Origin of the sequence: Cytobacillus gottheilii (genome assembly GCF_018582665.1) — a bacterium.
Lineage (GTDB): Bacteria > Bacillota > Bacilli > Bacillales > Cytobacillaceae > Cytobacillus > Cytobacillus gottheilii.
In genome coordinates this window covers 2,317,180-2,335,424 of the sequence record NZ_CP071709.1, presented here as the reverse complement: position 1 = coordinate 2,335,424, position 18,245 = coordinate 2,317,180, and the positions used below count along the sequence as shown (strand labels likewise).

The 18,245-nt window shown below is 38.7% G+C and carries 17 protein-coding genes and 1 pseudogene; 4 read left to right on the top strand and 14 right to left on the bottom strand.

Annotated features, from left to right (window positions below; genetic code table 11):
* Nucleotides 1-5: 5 nt before the first annotated feature.
* The 7 genes from J1899_RS11550 to acnA all read right to left on the bottom strand — a co-directional run bounded on the left by J1899_RS11550 (nucleotide 6) and on the right by acnA (nucleotide 8,065).
* Complete coding sequence (locus J1899_RS11550; protein WP_066445581.1) at nucleotides 6-440, bottom strand: acyl-CoA thioesterase; 435 nt, start codon at nucleotides 438-440, stop codon at nucleotides 6-8.
* A gap of 1 nt (nucleotide 441) precedes the next feature.
* The gene (locus tag J1899_RS11545) at nucleotides 442-2,745 is read right to left on the bottom strand and encodes an AAA family ATPase (protein WP_214473807.1); all 2,304 of its coding nucleotides are present in this window, start codon (nucleotides 2,743-2,745) and stop codon (nucleotides 442-444) included.
* Nucleotides 2,746-2,866: 121 nt separating this feature from the next.
* On the bottom strand, nucleotides 2,867-3,091 hold the full coding sequence (gene tlp, locus J1899_RS11540; RefSeq protein ID WP_066445585.1) for a small acid-soluble spore protein Tlp: 225 nt from the start codon (nucleotides 3,089-3,091) through the stop codon (nucleotides 2,867-2,869).
* Between the two features lie 168 nt (nucleotides 3,092-3,259).
* Entirely contained in the window at nucleotides 3,260-3,403 is a 144-nt protein-coding gene (locus J1899_RS11535; protein WP_066445588.1) for an acid-soluble spore protein N, read from the bottom strand.
* Between the two features lie 63 nt (nucleotides 3,404-3,466).
* The gene (locus J1899_RS11530; protein ID WP_066445591.1) at nucleotides 3,467-3,598 is read right to left on the bottom strand and encodes an FbpB family small basic protein; all 132 of its coding nucleotides are present in this window, start codon (nucleotides 3,596-3,598) and stop codon (nucleotides 3,467-3,469) included.
* Nucleotides 3,599-4,740: 1,142 nt separating this feature from the next.
* Entirely contained in the window at nucleotides 4,741-5,250 is a 510-nt protein-coding gene (locus J1899_RS11525; protein ID WP_214473806.1) for a peroxiredoxin family protein, read from the bottom strand.
* Nucleotides 5,251-5,356: 106 nt separating this feature from the next.
* Nucleotides 5,357-8,065: an aconitate hydratase AcnA gene (gene acnA, locus J1899_RS11520; protein WP_214473804.1), complete on the bottom strand. Its 2,709-nt coding sequence runs from the start codon at nucleotides 8,063-8,065 to the stop codon at nucleotides 5,357-5,359.
* Between the two features lie 347 nt (nucleotides 8,066-8,412).
* On the opposite strand from acnA, the gene sspO reads away from it, so the two are divergent.
* The gene (gene sspO, locus J1899_RS11515; protein ID WP_080846086.1) at nucleotides 8,413-8,562 is read left to right on the top strand and encodes a small acid-soluble spore protein SspO; all 150 of its coding nucleotides are present in this window, start codon (nucleotides 8,413-8,415) and stop codon (nucleotides 8,560-8,562) included.
* Between the two features lie 142 nt (nucleotides 8,563-8,704).
* Here the strand turns inward: sspO and J1899_RS11510 are convergent, their stop codons facing one another.
* Nucleotides 8,705-10,063, bottom strand: a complete 1,359-nt coding sequence (locus J1899_RS11510; protein WP_214475360.1) for an IS1182 family transposase — start codon at nucleotides 10,061-10,063, stop codon at nucleotides 8,705-8,707.
* Between the two features lie 172 nt (nucleotides 10,064-10,235).
* On the bottom strand, nucleotides 10,236-10,496 hold the full coding sequence (locus tag J1899_RS11505) for a hypothetical protein (RefSeq protein WP_214473803.1): 261 nt from the start codon (nucleotides 10,494-10,496) through the stop codon (nucleotides 10,236-10,238).
* Nucleotides 10,497-10,604: 108 nt separating this feature from the next.
* Here J1899_RS11505 and J1899_RS11500 point away from each other — a divergent pair, with 108 nt between their 5' ends.
* Nucleotides 10,605-10,748 carry a small acid-soluble spore protein P gene (locus J1899_RS11500; protein WP_066445609.1) on the top strand — a complete coding sequence of 48 codons (144 nt, stop codon included), beginning with the start codon at nucleotides 10,605-10,607 and terminating at the stop codon, nucleotides 10,746-10,748.
* A gap of 67 nt (nucleotides 10,749-10,815) precedes the next feature.
* Here the strand turns inward: J1899_RS11500 and selA are convergent, their stop codons facing one another.
* Nucleotides 10,816-12,219, bottom strand: a complete 1,404-nt coding sequence (selA, locus tag J1899_RS11495) for an L-seryl-tRNA(Sec) selenium transferase (RefSeq protein WP_214473801.1) — start codon at nucleotides 12,217-12,219, stop codon at nucleotides 10,816-10,818.
* 87 nt (nucleotides 12,220-12,306) lie between these two features.
* Between selA and J1899_RS11490 the strand changes: the two genes are divergently transcribed.
* Complete coding sequence (locus tag J1899_RS11490; protein WP_246586461.1) at nucleotides 12,307-12,693, top strand: Hsp20/alpha crystallin family protein; 387 nt, start codon at nucleotides 12,307-12,309, stop codon at nucleotides 12,691-12,693.
* Between the two features lie 155 nt (nucleotides 12,694-12,848).
* Here J1899_RS11490 and J1899_RS11485 read toward each other — a convergent pair.
* From J1899_RS11485 to J1899_RS11475, 3 genes and pseudogenes are all read right to left on the bottom strand, one after another.
* Nucleotides 12,849-13,031, bottom strand: a pseudogene (locus J1899_RS11485) (Rdx family protein); the annotation flags it as partial.
* Between the two features lie 152 nt (nucleotides 13,032-13,183).
* The gene (locus J1899_RS11480) at nucleotides 13,184-14,194 is read right to left on the bottom strand and encodes a DUF3231 family protein (RefSeq protein ID WP_214473799.1); all 1,011 of its coding nucleotides are present in this window, start codon (nucleotides 14,192-14,194) and stop codon (nucleotides 13,184-13,186) included.
* 362 nt (nucleotides 14,195-14,556) lie between these two features.
* On the bottom strand, nucleotides 14,557-16,260 hold the full coding sequence (locus J1899_RS11475; RefSeq protein WP_214473797.1) for a methyl-accepting chemotaxis protein: 1,704 nt from the start codon (nucleotides 16,258-16,260) through the stop codon (nucleotides 14,557-14,559).
* A gap of 221 nt (nucleotides 16,261-16,481) precedes the next feature.
* Here J1899_RS11475 and selD point away from each other — a divergent pair, with 221 nt between their 5' ends.
* Nucleotides 16,482-17,534, top strand: coding sequence for a selenide, water dikinase SelD (selD, locus tag J1899_RS11470; RefSeq protein WP_082851674.1), 1,053 nt, complete (start codon nucleotides 16,482-16,484; stop codon nucleotides 17,532-17,534).
* A gap of 65 nt (nucleotides 17,535-17,599) precedes the next feature.
* Here the strand turns inward: selD and J1899_RS11465 are convergent, their stop codons facing one another.
* Complete coding sequence (locus tag J1899_RS11465) at nucleotides 17,600-18,154, bottom strand: CBO0543 family protein (RefSeq protein ID WP_246586460.1); 555 nt, start codon at nucleotides 18,152-18,154, stop codon at nucleotides 17,600-17,602.
* Nucleotides 18,155-18,245 lie beyond the last annotated feature (91 nt).

Sequence of the window (18,245 nt, the reverse complement as noted above, 5' to 3'; positions counted from 1 at the left end):
CGCCTCTAGTCTACAAAGGATTCCGGTTTTTTAGCCTTTTCATATGCATCATGCCAATCGGGAAATTTTCTTCTTATTGAAATAGGGCGAAAACTATCCTTTTGTACACACACATGCTTTGAATAGGCGGTAATCGCCAGTTCCTGTTCTTCTGTGTAAATTTCATAACCATAGGTTGTACGAAGACCATCGTAATCTTCAATCCAGGTTTTCACTGTTGCCGACTGTCCATAGCGAAGCGGTTTTTTGTAGCTGATTTGAACGTCAGTTACAGGAGAAAGCACGCCTTCTTCCTCCATATGCGCATAGTTAAACCCTAAGTCTTTAACGATCTGGGTCCTGGCCACTTCCATCCAAACAAGATAATTTGCATGATAAACTACTCCCATTTGATCGGTTTCAGCATACCGAACCTCTATTTCTTTCGTAGAAATCAACATCTTATTCCCCTCTTTCAAAGCTTTGCAGCGCGTATTCAAAATCTTCTTTTGTTAAATAAGGAGAGATGTCCATAACACTCTCTTCTTCGTTTAATAGCCGTAATGCCTGAGCTTGAATAGCTTCATCAGCTAAATTAGATGCAAATCTGCCGTTCCCGCTAATATCAGCACCAGGCAATGACTGTGACAAGAACTCCTGGGCGTCTTCTGTCAGCTGATATTCATATTTTTCAATATAAAAACGCAGAATATCGATTAATTGCTGTGGAGTATAGTCCTGAAAATGATAAAACTTCTTGAAACGGGACATCAGGCCAGGGTTGCTATTTAAAAGCTTTTCCATTTCTTTTGGATATCCAGCTAAAATCACAACTAGGTTTTCATTATGCTTAGTCATTTCATCAACAAGGGTATCAATGACCTCTTTGCCAAAGTCACCTGATGTTTCTGATAAAAGCGAATATGCTTCATCAATGAATAAAACGCCTCCAAGCGCTTCCCTAATCAGTTTTTTTGTTTTAATGGCAGTTTGTCCAACGTAGCCGGCAACAAAATCAGCTCTGCTTGCAACAATAAGATGCCCTCTTTTTAGAATGCCGCATTCTTTTAACAGCTCAGAATATAGCTTAGCTACTGTTGTCTTTCCAGTACCCGGATTTCCGGTAAAGACTGAATGCAGCTGTATCGGCAATGATGGCATGCCCATTTCTCTGCGTTTTTGCTGCATTTTCACATAAGAGATCAGCTTTGTGACCTCATCTTTTACTTGTTCAAGGCCAATGAGCTGCTGTAATTGTTTAAGCGGTTTTTCGCGTTTACTGCTTTTATTTATTTGGAAGTCTTCTTTTTCGAGCAAAGAAAAAGAAAGGACATGATTATGTTTTTCGTCCTGTGAACCTTTTTTGAAGATAGCATCCAATACGATGTTATAGACGGTTCTGGCGTTTCCAAATGTATCATCGACTCGTTCATTGTCAATTCTCTTTAGCAGCTCCGTTTTTGCTTGTTCAGTCAAAATATAATCATTCTCCGCAGCCATTTTTTCAGCGATTTTGAGTAATTCTACATTTGAATAATCTGGCAGAGGAATCTGATTGGACTGAGGAAATCGGCTGCGCAATCCAGGATTAGAGTCAATGAATTGCCTCATTTCTTCTGGATATCCGGCTAAAATAACGGCAAATCTTCCCCCATATTCAGATCCTGTCATTAAAGAAACTAAAGTATCGATGGCGGTTTGTCCATAATCATTGCCTGTTTGACCTTCTCGCTTCAAGCTATAGGCTTCGTCGATAAACAGTACTCCGCCTAAGGCCTTTTCTACCATTGCCCGTACATTTTCCTCTGTCTGTCCAACATATGAACCAACGAGTGACGTACGATCCGCTTCAACCACTTCTTTGCGCGGCAATACTCCTAGGTCATAATAAATTTTGGCCAGTAAACGTGCCAGCGTTGTTTTTCCTGTTCCCGGGTTACCTGTTAAGACCATATTTAAACTTAGTTCGTCCTTCGTTTGAAGACCAAGTTTTTTGCGTTCATTTTGATATTTTAGAAAACGGTAATAATCATTGATTCTCTTCTTTACAGAGTTCATGCCAATCATATTGTGCAGCTCATCAAGCGGTTTCTTCTCAGGTACAGGCACTTTATATGAGCTGAATATTTGGTTCCATTCCTGCTTAAGCCTCGCAAGATTTTCTAAGTGTTTTTTCATATCTGCGTAATATGTGGAAGTATGAAACACACCAGAAATCGATTGTTCATATTCTTCGCTGGCTTTTAAAAGCCCTGCTGTCTCAACAATCGTCTCTTCTAAGATCGCGATGAGCTGTTCATAAATTCCAGGCTGATTTTCTTCCTGAAATTGCTCTGCAGCTAATTTATTTTTCTGCATTTGTTCCATTTCTTCTTCAGCAGCATGTAAAAAGCTTCGGGAAATTTCAATAAATTGCTCTGCTGTTTTCTTTTTTGCAGCTCGATTATCCGTTTCTCTTAACGGAGGATACTTAAGCAGCTCCAAAAAATCTTTTTTACTTTCCCACTCATACTGTGCTAAGTATTGAGCTGCCTTACTGTTGCTGCTATCAAGACTTAATGCTTTCTGCATCCATGCATGAACCAATGTGCTTTGTTTATTATGATGTGCTCTTGACATAGCAGCCATTGTTAACAGGATGGATATCTGTTTGGCATCCTCCTGTTCATCCAGAAGGGATATTTCTTGTAAAAGGGCTAATTCGTTTTCAATAAAACCTTTCTCTTTAAGCTCCTCATCCCATATGTTTAATTGTTTATTATCCATTTATAATCACTTCTTTTTTTAGATTCCAACGTTCATCATACCATAATTAGACTTATTTCGTTAAGGAAACTGCATATGTATAAAGAAGCCTGATCTTTAGGATCAGGCTGTATGAAAGCTATTACTTGTTATGTTTTGCTTCATCTTTTACTTCTGCACGAAATGCTTCTAAGCTATTGCGGCGACGTTCGTTTTTAGCTGCAATATTTGCACGCTCGTCCTCATTTGCAAATTCCATCGCATGTTCAGCTTCTTCCATATTTTCAATGGTATGAACAATCATGGACTGAAGCTTTTCAACATTATCACTGCGGTCATCTGGGTTAGATTTACGGTTAAATGCCATTCAAATTACCTCCCTGAAGTTAGATGCGCTTTCAATAAGTAGTGTGTGAAGGAACTGTGAGAAATAATGAAGGAAATGAGTGGATGGAAGCAACAAACTTCTTTGGTATTAATAATTGGATACATAAAAGCCGGCCATTTCGATAAATTGGCCGGCTAGTTTCAATTATTATTCACCTTTTGTCTGGATGACTTGAGGATGCTGACCGGATTGATCCTGCATCTGCTTCCCTTTATTGCCACCTGCAGAATGGCTTTGTGTTCCAGTATGACTTGGTCTGAAACCTTGTGAATGCTTTTTTGGATTGCCCATTGTTTATCCCCCCTCATTTACAGTATGTACATTAGAGGAGAAGGTATGAAAGGCAAATCCTGCTTATTCAGCTTTATTTAAACGTTTTTGTTCTAGCTTAGCTTCTATTTTCTCCATAGCGGCTTGATCTTTAAGTAATTGTCGCTTATTTTCAGAAACCAATTCTGCAAAAGAGCGCTTACGTGGTTTTCGCATAAGGTTCACCTTCCTTTAAACATATTGTAACAGTTATTATGTCCTGAAACCGCTTTAATTATTACAACTTTTCGAAAATTTAAAAGAGAAATGAAATATTTACAAAAAAACATAATATTTAACTTGCTTTTTAGTTAGACTGTTATATTAAAGCTTGTTGTTGTAACTTAAGGCTGTCTTCGCAAGGATTGTTGCTATGAACCTTAAAAAAGTAGAAGTGGAATTGCGCTCTGGATGCTCGCTATGCGCGGGTGGGCGCTAAGCCTCCTGGTCGTTTACGATCCCGTGGGTATCACCTGTCCCCCACTCCTGCAGGGGACTCGCACCTTCTGCTCACATTAACCTGTCTAAAACCGCAAAAATTAAAAACCTTAAAAATAGACGGAAGAATTCCGGTTAAATCGTGAAAACACTTAAAATGGGCTTAAATAGAGGAGAAATTCCGACTATTCCACCGAAAAACGGGCAAATAGGCTAATTTAATCAAGATAGTCGGAAAATCTCCGCTTATTTCGCCCTCAAATAGCTCAATTTTGTAAATAAGGGGAATTTCTCCGCTTATTTTTCTCTGGATCATAGTACCTTATAGGTCTCTGTAATATTCACTTAAAAATAGACGGAAGAATTCCGTCTAAATCGAAAAAACACTCAAAATAAGCTTAAATAGACGGAGGGTTTCCGACTATTCCACCGAAAAACAGGCAAATAGGCTAATTTAATCAAGATAACCGGAAAATCTCCGCTTATTTCGCCCTCAAATAGCTCAATTTTGTAAATAAGGGGAATTTCTCCGCTTATTTTTCACTGGAGGATCGTACCTTATAGGTCTCTGTAATATTCACTTAAAAATAGACGGAAGAATTCCGTCTAAATCGAAAAAACACTCAAAATAAGCTTAAATAGACGGAGGGTTTCCGACTATTCCACCGAAAAACAGGCAAATAGGCTAATTTAATCAAGATAACCGGAAAATCTCCGCTTATTTCGCCCTCAAATAGCTCAATTTTGTAAATAAGGGGAATTTCTCCGCTTATTTTTCACATTACTCTTTAAATGAACGGCACCAAGCAGAGATACGCATATTAGTAAAAAGGGAAACATCCATTTTGGTGTCCCCCTTTGCAGTGTGTGTGCATATACCCTTACAAATCTCTGCTATATTCCCGCATGATTTCAATTGGCATGGCACTTAGGTATTTATGGCGAACGATCCCCTCTTTATCGATGAAAAAGGTTGTTGGGATGGTCAAAATTTGATAATCATTATTGACTTGGTCCTTTTCGTCGAGAAGAATTGGGAAGGTAACGCCCATTTTATCTACATAGGCCTTTACATTATAGCGAGCGTCAATGTTGACGGCTAGGATGACGACATCTTCTCCCACTTCACCATGAAACTTTTCCATTGCAGGCATCTCTGCTTTACATGGCGGGCACCATGTTGCCCAAAAATTGAGCATGACTTTTTTTCCTTTATAATCTGAAAGCTTTACCATATTTCCATTTAAGTCTTTAAGAGAAAAATCTGGTGCTGCAGTGCCAATTTTTAGGCCAGGCAGCCGATCTTCTGGTGGAGATTCATTTTGTGCAGAGGATTGACCCGATATGAAAACGAAGAAACCAAAAAGCAAAAATAGAGTTTTTTTTAACATGATGTTTCCCTTCTTTCTAGAATTTATTTGTGCTTTGCACCTATTCTTTCCAAAAAAAAGAGAAAAACACCATGTGATTTTTCACATGGTGCTTAGCATAGTCCTATTAGTTTGCAAGCTTTTCACGAAGAACCATTTGCAGAATTCCTCCGTGACGGTAATAGTCGATTTCAACTTCAGAATCAAAGCGAACAAGTGCTTCAAACGTTAATTTGTTGCCATCTTCGTCCGTTGCAGTGACTTGAACGAAATCACGAGGACGAACACTTTCGTCGATTTGTACTGAAATTTCTTCTTTACCTGTTAATCCAAGTGATTCAGCGCTATCTCCAGCTTTGAATTGAAGCGGAAGCACACCCATCAGCACTAGGTTAGAACGGTGGATACGCTCATAACTTTCAGCAATTACAGTCTTGATGCCAAGAAGGTTTGTACCTTTTGCTGCCCAGTCACGGGAAGATCCCATTCCGTAATCTTTTCCAGCTAAAACAACAAGGCCAGTTCCATCTTCTTTGTACTTCATACATGCATCATAGATTGAAGTTACTTCACCAGTTGGCCAGTAAGTAGTAAATCCGCCTTCTGTGCCTGGTGCAATTTGGTTACGGATACGGATATTTGCAAACGTTCCGCGCATCATGACTTCATGGTTTCCTCGACGAGAACCATAAGAGTTAAAGTCGCGAGGCTCAACGCCATTTTCGCGCAAGTATTTTCCTGCTGGTGTATCTTTGCCGATTGCCCCTGCAGGTGAAATGTGGTCAGTTGTTACTGAGTCGCCAAATTTACCAACAACGCGTAAACCTGCTAATGGTTTTACTTCATCCGCGTTAGGTGTTAATCCTTCAAAGAATGGAGGATTTTGGATATAAGTTGATGTTTCATCAAAGCTGTATAATGGCTCATTGCTCGTTTTAATTTCATTCCAGCGAGCATTATCATCAAATACATGCTCATATTCTTTGCGGAACAATTCAGGTGTAACGGTACGCTTAACAACTTCATTGATTTCTTCAGTTGTTGGCCAAATATCTTTGAAGAAGATATCTTTTCCGTCTTTCCCTTTTCCTAAAGAATCGTTTTGAAGATCAATATCTACAGAACCAGCAAGTGCATACGCAACAACTAATGGCGGTGAAGCTAAATAGTTTGCTTTGACAAGCGGATGAATACGGCCTTCAAAGTTACGGTTTCCAGATAATACTGAAGTCACAAGCATATCATTATCCGCAATTGATTTCTCAATTTCTTCACGTAATGGCCCGGAGTTACCGATACATGTTGTACAGCCATATCCAACAAGGTTAAAACCAAGCTGCTCTAAATATGGAAGCAAGCCTGAATCATGAAGATAACCTGTAACAACCTTTGAACCAGGTGCTAAAGAAGTTTTTACGTATTTTGGTACCTCTAATCCAAGTTCAACTGCTTTTTTCGCAACTAAACCTGCACCAACTAATACGTAAGGGTTAGATGTATTTGTACAGCTTGTAATCGCAGCGATTGCCACAGCACCCGTTTTCATTACGGTTGAATCGCCGTTATGGAATTCAACTTTTACTTCTTTATTAATTTCTTTTTTATCCAAGCCGAAGCCTTGGTTCCCTTGTGGAGCTGTGATCGCTTTATTAAATTCTTCTTTCATAACTGAAAGCGGAATTAAATCCTGCGGACGCTTAGGACCAGACAGGTTTGCTTCGATTGCAGTTAAATCAATTTCAACAACGTCTGTATAAACAGGCTCTAATGCCGGGTCGAAGAATAAACCGTTTTCTTTACAGTATTTTTCAACGATTTTAATTTGATCTTCTGAACGGCCTGTTAAACGCATATAATCGAGTGATTCTGCATCAATTGGGAAGAATCCGCAAGTTGCGCCATATTCAGGTGCCATATTGGCAATTGTCGCACGGTCTGCAAGCGGCAGTGCCGGTACTCCAGGTCCAAAGAACTCAACAAACTTGCCGACAACGCCAAAGCTTCTTAGTACTTGTGTTACTTTTAAAGCAAGGTCTGTTGCTGTAGCACCATTTGGAAGTTCTCCTGTTAATTTTACACCAACTACTTCAGGTACAGGGAAGTAAGATGGCTGCCCTAGCATACCTGCTTCTGCTTCAATTCCGCCAACACCCCAGCCTAAAACACCGATTCCGTTGATCATTGTTGTATGTGAGTCAGTACCAACTAATGTATCCGGGAATGTTTCAAAATCGCCTTCTGTTGTTTCAAGTGCATGAACAACATTCGCTAAGAATTCCAAGTTTACTTGGTGAACAATTCCAGTTGCAGGCGGTACTGCACGGTAGTTATCGAATGCTTTTTGTGCCCAGCTTAAGAACTGGTAACGCTCTGCATTTCGTTCAAATTCAAGCACCATGTTTGCTTCAAGTGAATCTGGTGTGCCGTACTTATCAACTTGAACAGAGTGGTCAATAACAAGATCAACCGGTTTTTCAGGATTGATTTTGTCAGGATCTCCACCCATATCTGCCATTGCTTTTCTTAACGAAGCTAAATCAACAACAGCTGGAACACCTGTAAAGTCTTGAAGAATAACACGAGATGGCTTAAATGGCACATCTACTTCACGTACTTCTGCAGTTCCCCATTTTGCTAAGTTTTCAACATGCTCTTTTGTAATAACACGTCCGTCATACTGACGAAGGACAGACTCTAATAGAACCTTTACAGAATAAGGCAGTTTAGATACTTTTCCTATGCCAGCCTCTTCAAGTGCGCCCAAATGATAATAATGGTAACGCTTCCCGTCAATGTCAAAAGATTTGCGGGCATTAAAAACATCGTTCTTAGCCATACGATTTCCCCCTCAATTCGAACTCGTATTCATCATATAACAATTATTAGGTAATTGTCGAAAAGTTTGAATTTTGAACCATCCCTACTTTTCTCACAATTCTTATATTAATACAACCCTATATATAAGTAAATAACAAGAAAGTTATTGTTTTTGATAAGTTTTACTTATGATAAAGAGTATTATCAATTCAGAATTTGATTGAAAGCTTTAATTGATAGTGTTTTTCAATTAGGTACTATCCCTCGTTTAATATTCTTTATTATTTCGGCATATTATTTAAGCGGGTATTTTCTTGCAACATAAAATAACTAAAATTACACAAAATGAAGATGGAGGTGATGATTGTGGCAAAAAGAAAATCGAATCATCTGATACCTGGAATGAATGCGGCAAAAGGCCAGGGCATGGGAGCTGGCTATAACGAAGAATTTGCCAATGAACCATTGACAGAGAAACAGAAGCAAAACAATAAGAAGCGTAAGAAAAACCAATAGTGTAAAACAAAAAGGACAAATTTCTGTCCTTTCAGATTGTAGACAAAAGGGGTTCGGAATGGTCTCATTCCGAACCCCTTTTGAAGTTTTTTTCTATTTTTATTCCTTTAGAGGACAGAATGCAGCTATCCTATCCTCAGATTTATACTGTTTTTGGGTCCTGCCACGTCCAGTTGGCTATTTTCTTTAAATTCATGGACGCGAAAGTAAGCATCGCTTGCATCGACAATTTTTTAAGTCCCCTTAACGTTGTCCAACGCATTCCATGCTTTTCTTTTGCATCAGCGAAAACACGTTCAATCGTTTCCTTTCGCTTTGCGTATATTGGTTTTACATCTTTGTGATGGCGAAGATGTTCCGCTTCCTCCACATATTCCTGCCAAATATGCCGGGTCACCACTTTTTGGTGATTCTTACTCTGTGTACATTGGTGCAATAATGAACAAGTGGCACAAGTCTGTTTCAATGATTTGTATTCACGGTAGCCTTCCTTGGTGGTAGTTGAATAGTTCAAAATTTTGCCCGCTGGGCAAATATAACAATCAAAATGTTCATCATAAACATATTCGTGCTTTCGGAAGAATCCATCCTTTGTACGTGGTCGTGTATAAGGGAGTGCAGGTGTTATTTCATGTTCAATTAAGTACTTCGTGATGGCAGGTGTTTTATAAGCTGCGTCTGCGGCAACGGCTTCAGGTTTTCCAACTCTATCAATCACTCGTTCAACTAAAGGCTCAAGGATTCCACTATCATGAATGTTTCCTGGTGTAACTATATTTCCTAAGATAAATCCGTTGCGATCAGAGGCGGCATGAAACGAATAAGCAAACTGTTTAGTGCGTTCGTCTTTGACGTAGTAGCCACTTTCTGGGTCTGTGGTACTTTCTTTGATCTCTTTTGTTTCCTCTTTTTCAAATTTATCAGGTGGAAATGGCTTCTTCCCATGATCTTCACGGTCATCGTTGATTTCTGTTTGAAGCTGTTCTTGATATGCGCGTGTTTCCTTACGCACAACTTTCTTCGCAAATTTATGTTTATTCGCGCTTGCTTTTACGTGTGTCGAGTCAATAAAAACATGTTCAGCGCTAATTAATTTCTTTTCCGTGGCCGTTTTTAAGATTCGATAGAAGATCTGTTCAAATAGATCAGTATCTTTAAAACGACGCTCATAGTTTTTACCGAAGGTAGAGAAGTGAGGAACTTTATCATAAAATCCATATCCTAAAAACCAGCGATAAGCCATGTTTGTTTTTAGTTCCTCAATGGTTTGGCGCATGGACCGAATACCGAAGGTATATTGAATAAAAGTAAGCTTTATTAAAATTACCGGGTCAATGCTTGGACGACCTACTTCTGAATATGTATCTTTTACTAAATCATAAATGAAGGAGAAGTCAATTGCAGCCTCCATTTTTCGTACTAAATGGTTTTCAGGTACCAGTTGATCTAACGCAACCATTTCAAGCTGATCACGTTGAATTGAATTATGTTTGGAAAGCATCTTCATCACCTCTAACCTTATTCTCCTTTTATTCTAAAACAAAAAAGACTGTAGGCAAACTCGATTTTCATCGAGTTTGTCTACAGTCTGAAAGGACAAATTTCTGTCCTTTTTTGTTTTGAGGCAAAATAAAAAAGAAAGAGACAGCTCTATACCGGCTGCCTCATCTCTGTTATTCAATTTCATTTACTTCAGTTACCATTGATGTTAAATCCTGCTGGAATCTTTCCAGCTGTTCACGCTGACCTTCAGAAGCAACTTCAAGTGCATTTTGAATTTGTTCGTATGCTTCATTTACTTCCTGTTTAAGGTGTTTGAGCTGATGTCCATATGCAGAAGAATCGCGTACAATCTCATAATATAATTCTTGGGCATCCTCGAGACCTTGCTGTGCAGCCTGAAATGCCTGTTGTTTATCTTTATGATATGGCATGTGTTTCCCTCCTTATTTGATTTGTAACATTAAATTGCGCAGTCCTCCTCGAAAATATTCCGCATAATTTTCATTGTGTTTTCCATCCTATAAGTAGGAGGGATGGTAATGAATAAAAATGACGGCAAGGATATGCGAAAAAATGCACCTAAAGGAGATCAGCACGGCCAGCCTGAGCCATTAAGAGGATCTAAAAAGGTGAAAAACCGCAATCATTCCAGACAAAAGCATAATTCCCATCATGATATGTAAAAACCTATAAATACAAAAGCGATGTCATCTTTGACATCGCTTTTCCTATTGTATGGTCAATTCCCTGTTATTGAATGACTTTTAAGGCTTGCAGGATCATCTGCTCTTCTTCATCGGTAACTGTTCGAAGGTCGATTTGCAGCTCTTCGTGTTTAATGCGAGTGACAATGGCAGGTTTTTCGTTCCGGAGTGCTTTTGTAAGCTGAATGGCTGACTTGGTTTGATGCTGAATGGCTATACAGTAGGATGGCAACTCAACGTCAGGCATCGTTCCTCCGCCAACATAAGCGATGCTCTCAAAGATCTCAGCTGTATATACAGTAGTTAAAGCAGCGAGCTTATCAGCGAAGCGAAGCGCGCGATCATGCTGAAGATTTAGTGGCACCAGCAAATCACGTAGGACAGGAATCTTATTAAGCTCCTCTCCCCCTTTTGCATAGTGCATCAACGTGCCTTCAAGTGCAGCTAACGTCATCTTGTCTACTCTTAGCACACGCGCTAGCTGATGCCTTTTCAGCTTTTGAATGAGCTCCTTATTACCTGCAATAATACCCGCCTGCGGCCCGCCGAGCAGTTTATCACCGCTAAAAGATACTAGATGAACGCCCTGTGCTAATACTTCCTTTACAGTAGGCTCCTCTCCAATGCCTTTACTGCGGAAATCAAATAAAGCGCCGCTGCCAAGATCTTCATAAAACAGGATATTATTCTCTGAAGCTAAGTGAGCAAGCTCCTTTGTTCCAACTGTATTTGTGAAACCAATCACTTTAAAATTACTTGTATGTACTTTCATGATCATAGCTGTTTCTGAATGGATGGCATTCTCGTAATCAGCTAAATGTGTTTTATTTGTGGTCCCTACCTCAATCAGTTTTGCTCCACTCTCTTCCATTATGGATGAGACTCGAAAGGACCCGCCAATTTCCACCAGCTGACCTCTCGAAACAATCACTTCGCTATCTTGAGCAAGTGCCTTGAGGATTAAATAAACTGCAGCTGCATTGTTATTCACAACCATAGCTGCTTCGGCACCTGTAATCGTCCTAATTAATGTTTCAGCATGCACATGCCGTGAGCCTCGTTCACCTTTAAACAAATCATATTCAAGGTTTGAATAGGACTGAGCTGTTTCGACGACATGCTTCATTGCATTTTCACTCATTCTTGCTCTTCCCAAATTCGTATGGAGGATGGTGCCTGTGGCATTAATTGCTTTTTTTAAAGTATATTGAAACTCCGTTCGAATGGCTTCCTCTACACGCTGAAAAATCTCATCATAAAACAAGGCATTACCAGGTGCAGCACCATACCATTCACCTTGCAGCAAAAGCTGGCGTATTTCAGTTATAACGGATTTCAGCCGGGTTGAAGCATATACTGTATCGACACTATATTTTTCTGTTATCTCTAGAAAACAATGATGTTTTAATAATTCATGAATGGGCGGAATATTCTTTAATACTTCTTTCACCGCGGTCCCCTCCAATCTGTGGCAACTTTAGTATATCATTTTTCACACATAGGCATGAGCTGAATATATTATCGTTGAGGAGGTTTCATGATGAATGACCATAATGAACATAAAAAGGATGATATGTCGGAGGTAGAAAAGTGGATGGAACAATTTTTCCTTGATCCGCTGACATCTTATATGGATCAACTTACATTTCGCATCGATTTATATGAAACCCATACACATATTATTGTTGAGGCTCTATTGCCGGATGCGGAGCCGGAAGATATAGACATTGTATTAGAGGATCATAATATTACAATAGCTGCGAAAAAGAAAAATAAAGATTCTTGCAGCCGGACGATCGAATTGCCTTTTCGAGTGGCAGACAAAAGAGTCCATGCCCAGTTTGCTAACGGTATTCTTGAGGTGTGGATTGACAAGAATCTGAGCGGCAATGGGAAAAAGAGATATATTATTATAAGTGAGTAAGTCTTTTTTCAAATTCTAGTTAACATAATAATTTTATTGTATTTTAAACACTATAAGACATTTAATAAATGATCTTCTCCTCTAATAACTAAATTAAGAAAAAACCTTTCTTTATTTTAGCAAAAGAGCTTCATAAAGAAAGGTTAACCTAGCATTTATGCTTCTATTAGATCAATAATCTGCTGTGATTTTGGAAAAACACCTGTTTCCTTTTTCGAGTAAATATTCTCATTATTCAATGTCACTTCAAATACACCACCTGAGCTAGGAATTAACTCAAGGCTAGTGATGTTTCCACGAAAATGTGTAAAAAGATCTTCCGCGAGACCCGCGGCTTTTGGTGCGTAGTTTCACATCATGCAAAATTCAATTTTAACTGTATGCTTCATGTTTAAATCCTCCTTAATACTGTGAAAATTCACTAAACGTTCACAATTAAGATTGTAGTACAACTTAAAGCTTTTGGCAATGTGATTGAATTAATACAATGTTATGCCTCGCCTTTATCTCTGACCAATTTTTCTCGGTCAATGGTTCCAGGAGGCTGTTCAAGCCAATTATTTTTAATCATAATGTCGGCTCCTTGTTTTGCATACCTGGCAATTTCAAATGACAATCGCTCATAGTTGATGGCCAAATCACTGCGCTGACTGGCTGCAGCTGCTGTCGCATAATTGCCTGTTCCCGCAGCACTTAACAATGACATGTGAAACATCACTAATTGATCTGAAAAGATCTGTGTTGTTGTCTTTGTTACACATTCGTCGGGAGATGTAGGAGCTGAAATATTATTGTCTAATAAAGTACGGGTAAAGACAGCCATTTGTTTTTCTGAAATCTGTTTCCCCCGCAGCAAAAAATCCTGCACTTCAGTACGAGGTGATGTCTGTCCAAACGCCAAGCATAATTTTACGCCAATTGAATTGGTTTGAATGTTAAGAAATAAATGAGATATTTCAATGGCATTTAATGGCCGTTTCTTAGAAAAAGGGTTAAGACCGCTTAAATACTGGCTCGAATCTACATAATCTGTTTCAGATGGTAGTGGAATATAAGGAGCTCTGACATATAATCCATTTTTTATCATTACTTTTAAGGTTGATTCATATAAGTTTCTTGTTTCTAGCAGTGCTTTTGAATAATATTCAACAATGTCTTCTCTTGCACTCATAGCAAGCATGCCGCTATAGCCTAACATGCCTGCTTTGGCCATGTGATTAATATATGTAATACAAAAAGCATCAGAAAAAAGCCGTGGTGCGTTTAAATTTACGTCTTTCTCAGTAAAGCCTGTTGGTTTAGCGTAATTTTCCTTTTCGAATAAACGGGTCAGTTTTTCTATATGTATGGATGCAATGTCTAATGCAGATTCTATTGTCTTCTTTATTTCCTGATCTTCTGCATATCTCAACATATGTGACAGGATACAGCAAGACATACTGTCGTTTTGATAGGAAGTCCACAGAATGCCAACTTCTGAAGCCATTAATGGTTGTTTCATACATCATCCTCCCTTTTATTAGTATTGACGATGCTGAAAGGTTTATCCAAAATTACGTTAAATCAGGTAAGACAGATATGAATTTTGTGTATGTATGTGTGATTTGATTTTTAAATATAAAGTCTAGAACTTTGGGACGAAATAACACTTACCTTCAAAATATAAGCAGAAAACACCCTCGTATTATGGGTAAAACTCTGAAACAAACGAGTTAAATGGAAATATCCCAATTATTCTTCGTGCATAATTAAAATGAATGCAAACCAAAGATGCAAAGAGACTTATAGACCTCTGCATCTTCTTATCCCGCTTCTTGAATAAAATTTTAATTCAGAAAAGAGCTCCTTCAAAAGACAGTAATATTATAGTTTAAAGTGATTCAATTCATTCGCAAGTTCTTCAGCCAGCTTGTTTAACGCCGCGGCAGATGCACTGATTTCTTGCATCACAGCAAGCTGCTGTTCAGACGAAGCAGCTACGTGGCCGGTATGATTTGATGTTTGATTTGCTAGAGATGCCAAGGATTCCATTGTCTCATTTACTTCTTCTGCTGAAGTAGCCATCTCCTCTGCTGAGAATGTAACTTCTGCCATTCGATCTGAAACCATTCCAATTGATTTTAGAATTTCAGCAAAAGATAATCCTGTTTCATTTATAATTTTTGTGCCGGATTCTACTTCTAGCTTTCCTTGAGACATCGATTGAACAGCTTCATTTGTGTCATCTTGTATTTGAGTAATAAGTTCTGCGATTTGGTAAGCTGATTTACTTGATTGTTCAGCTAACTTACGCACCTCGTCAGCTACAACTGCAAATCCTTTTCCATTTTCCCCTGCTCTGGCAGCCTCGATTGCTGCATTCAAGGCGAGAAGATTGGTCTGTTCTGATATTTCTCTCATGACATTGATAATGTGTCCGATTTGACTTGATCTCTGTCCGAGCAACTCCACTTGGTTAGTTCCTGAAGCTACAGCTGTTTCAATTGAATTCATTTGAGATATGGCATTTTCAACTAATGTATGCCCATTCTGTACATGCTGGGCAGCCTTTTGTGATTCATTTGAGACTGCTGCAGATGATTCTGCTACAAGCTGGACACCAGCAGATAATCGTGTCATCGCTTTTACTGATTCTTCTGCACTTACTGCTGAACTGTCCGCGCCAGCTGCTATATTTTGAAGTGAAACAGCAGCTTGTTCTGCACTTTTGACGGTTTCTTCAGCAGAACGATTGAATTTCTGCGATGAAGCAGCAACTTGTTTTGTGGTTTCCGAGACTTTCTCCAGCAATCTTTTTAAACTGGCTGACATTTTATTAATCGCCAGAAACAGACGTCCTATTTCATCCTTGGATCTAGTTTGCAATGGCCTGCCTGATAAATCTCCGTCTGCTATCTCTTCAAGTCTATGCACCACTGAAATGATCGGTCTTGTAATTTTCACAGAATTGGTAATGGCAATAATGGCTGAACCAATAATTGCGATGATCGAGATAATTATAATCATAATGGAGTTTCTTAAAGCCAGATCATTAACTTGCGCTGTTTCTGTTTGTGTTGCAGCGTTCTGAACATCTACTACATTCACCCAGGAATTAATTGCATCTTCACTATATGGCAAGCAAAGCTCTTCCATTAAGCTAATGGCCCCTTCTAGATCTCCACTATCAAAAAGAGGAATTATCTCATCTGTCACAAGATCTTGCCACTTTTGTGTTTTCTCAAATGCTTCTGTAAATGCTGCGGCTAACGCTTCAGATGATTCTCTGTTTGTCAGCATAGCTTGAAGCTCAAGTGCTAATTCATTCGCTTTTTCTGACTCATTAAGAAATTTGTCTTTAAACTGGTTATCTCCAAAGAGAATATAATCTCTGGCAATCTTTGCCCTGTATGCTACACTAAATGACATTTCATTAACAGCTTCAACCATATTCATGTCGTTATTAGTTATCTTTTTTAAACTAGTTGAAATAGAATTAATGGTTAAAAAACTAAATACAGCAATACAAGTCATGAGCAATACAATAACAGCAAAACTGCCTAGCAGTTTAATCTTGATGCTCTTCATACAAATGTCTCCCAAGTTATTTTTATATGTATTAAACTCTCTTATGTATTAGCGATTATGTTTGTTTAATAACTAAATTAAATTATCATAACTAAGACTTTTTTACTAGTTAATAAATGTAAAATACATGTTAAGAATGTGCTTTTGCTTTTCATTAAGACTTTTTTTAGCTTTAATTTTTTGAATAAATAAAGGTATACTGTTGTATGGAGGTGCTTAACATGAGTGAACATGAAAAAATTCGTCTGACATCATTGTCTACAAAAGCTGGCTGAGGCTGCAAAATTGGTCCTGAGGACTTGGCGCAAGTTTTGCGTCTGCTGCCTAAGCAAGAAAAAGTGCCAGAGCTGCTCGTTGGGCATGAAACATCAGATGATGCAGGAGTCTATCAATTAACGGATACAATTGCCCTCATTCAAACGATTGACTACTTTACTCCAATTGTAGATGATCCATATATGTTCGGCCAAATTGCCGCAGCCAATGCTTTAAGCGATGTCTATGCGATGGGCGGTCACCCGAAAACGGTATTAAACATTGTCGGCTATCCAGTTAAAAAACTAGGTGCTGATATGCTCTCTGAGATTTTAAGAGGAGCCGCTGATAAAGTAAAAGAGTCAGGTGCAGTAACAGTTGGCGGTCATTCTATTGATGATCAGGAGCCTAAGTTTGGTCTTTCTGTTACAGGCATTGTACATCCGGATAAAGTATGGAAAAATGTAGGCGCATTGCCTGGTGATGTTTTAGTGTTAACGAAGCCAATTGGTGTGGGTATTATAACTACAGGCATTAAGAGAAATGCTGTTACAAGTGAGCAAGAAAAAAGAGTTACTGAAGTTATGGCCGAATTAAATAAAACAGCCGCAGAAATTCTGATGGATTTTTCGCCGCATGCAGTTACAGACGTAACAGGATTTGGGCTTCTTGGACATGGAAGCGAGATGGCTAAAGGAAGCAATGTTAGCTTAGAAATCACTGTCGATCATGTACCGGTGTTAGAAGGTGCAAAAGAACTGGCAGAGGCTGGAGTAGTGCCTGGCGGTTCTAAAGCGAATCATAAGTGGCTGTTGAACGATGTCGATTATGGATCAATAGGTCAAGATATACAGCTTCTTCTATGTGATGCGATTACATCAGGCGGTTTGCTCGTCGCAATGCCGGAAGAACAAGCGCAGACATATGTGGAGAAATTGCATCAGGCAGGCTTGATCCATTCCTCCATCATTGGGAGAGTAACGAATCCGAAAGAAAAGCTGATTTTCATTCATGAATAATCTATATCGGCAGATTCCATTATAAAATCTCAGAGCTTTGCTCTGAGATTTTTGGTTTTAATAAATTACTCTACTGCTTGGAAGGATTTCCGTCTGCTGAACCAATGAGCGAGCAAATACATAATTGTCAGGATTATAAATGAATAATGCAGGGACCAATCTATTTTTTTATATAAATCAATTACACTTAACAAAGGCAAACCAATATATGCACCAAAAATCCCAAAGATCATCGCTTTTATAAAAGGATTTAGTTTCGGTTTAATTTGCATTAACAGCATAGCAAAAACCGGAAGAAGAGATAATCTAAAAGAAAAGCTGACAGTTGCAATAGGTATAACTTTTACAGGGTACGCCCATTTTCCTAAACCAACTCCAACAATATCAAGAACTTCTGACAAAACCATTAATAGTAAACCTGCAGCAAAAATGCGGGCTGAACTATTACGGTCTCGAAAGACTAACCAAATAACCCATGGAATGATAATCATTGCCAACGCGATCCACCATTGCCATGTAAACAAGAAAGCATTATTTACTGCTTCCATCGTTAACCTGTTTGCTTCAACAATTCTTTCCGTGGCTTTATCAATTTGATTTAAACCTTCCTGATAAGTCATACATATCATCCTTCTTACTTTAAATTATCTCTAGTTCATTAAATCTTTGCTGTTTTTTTGAACTGTAGATCCTTAATATTTCCAATTCTCT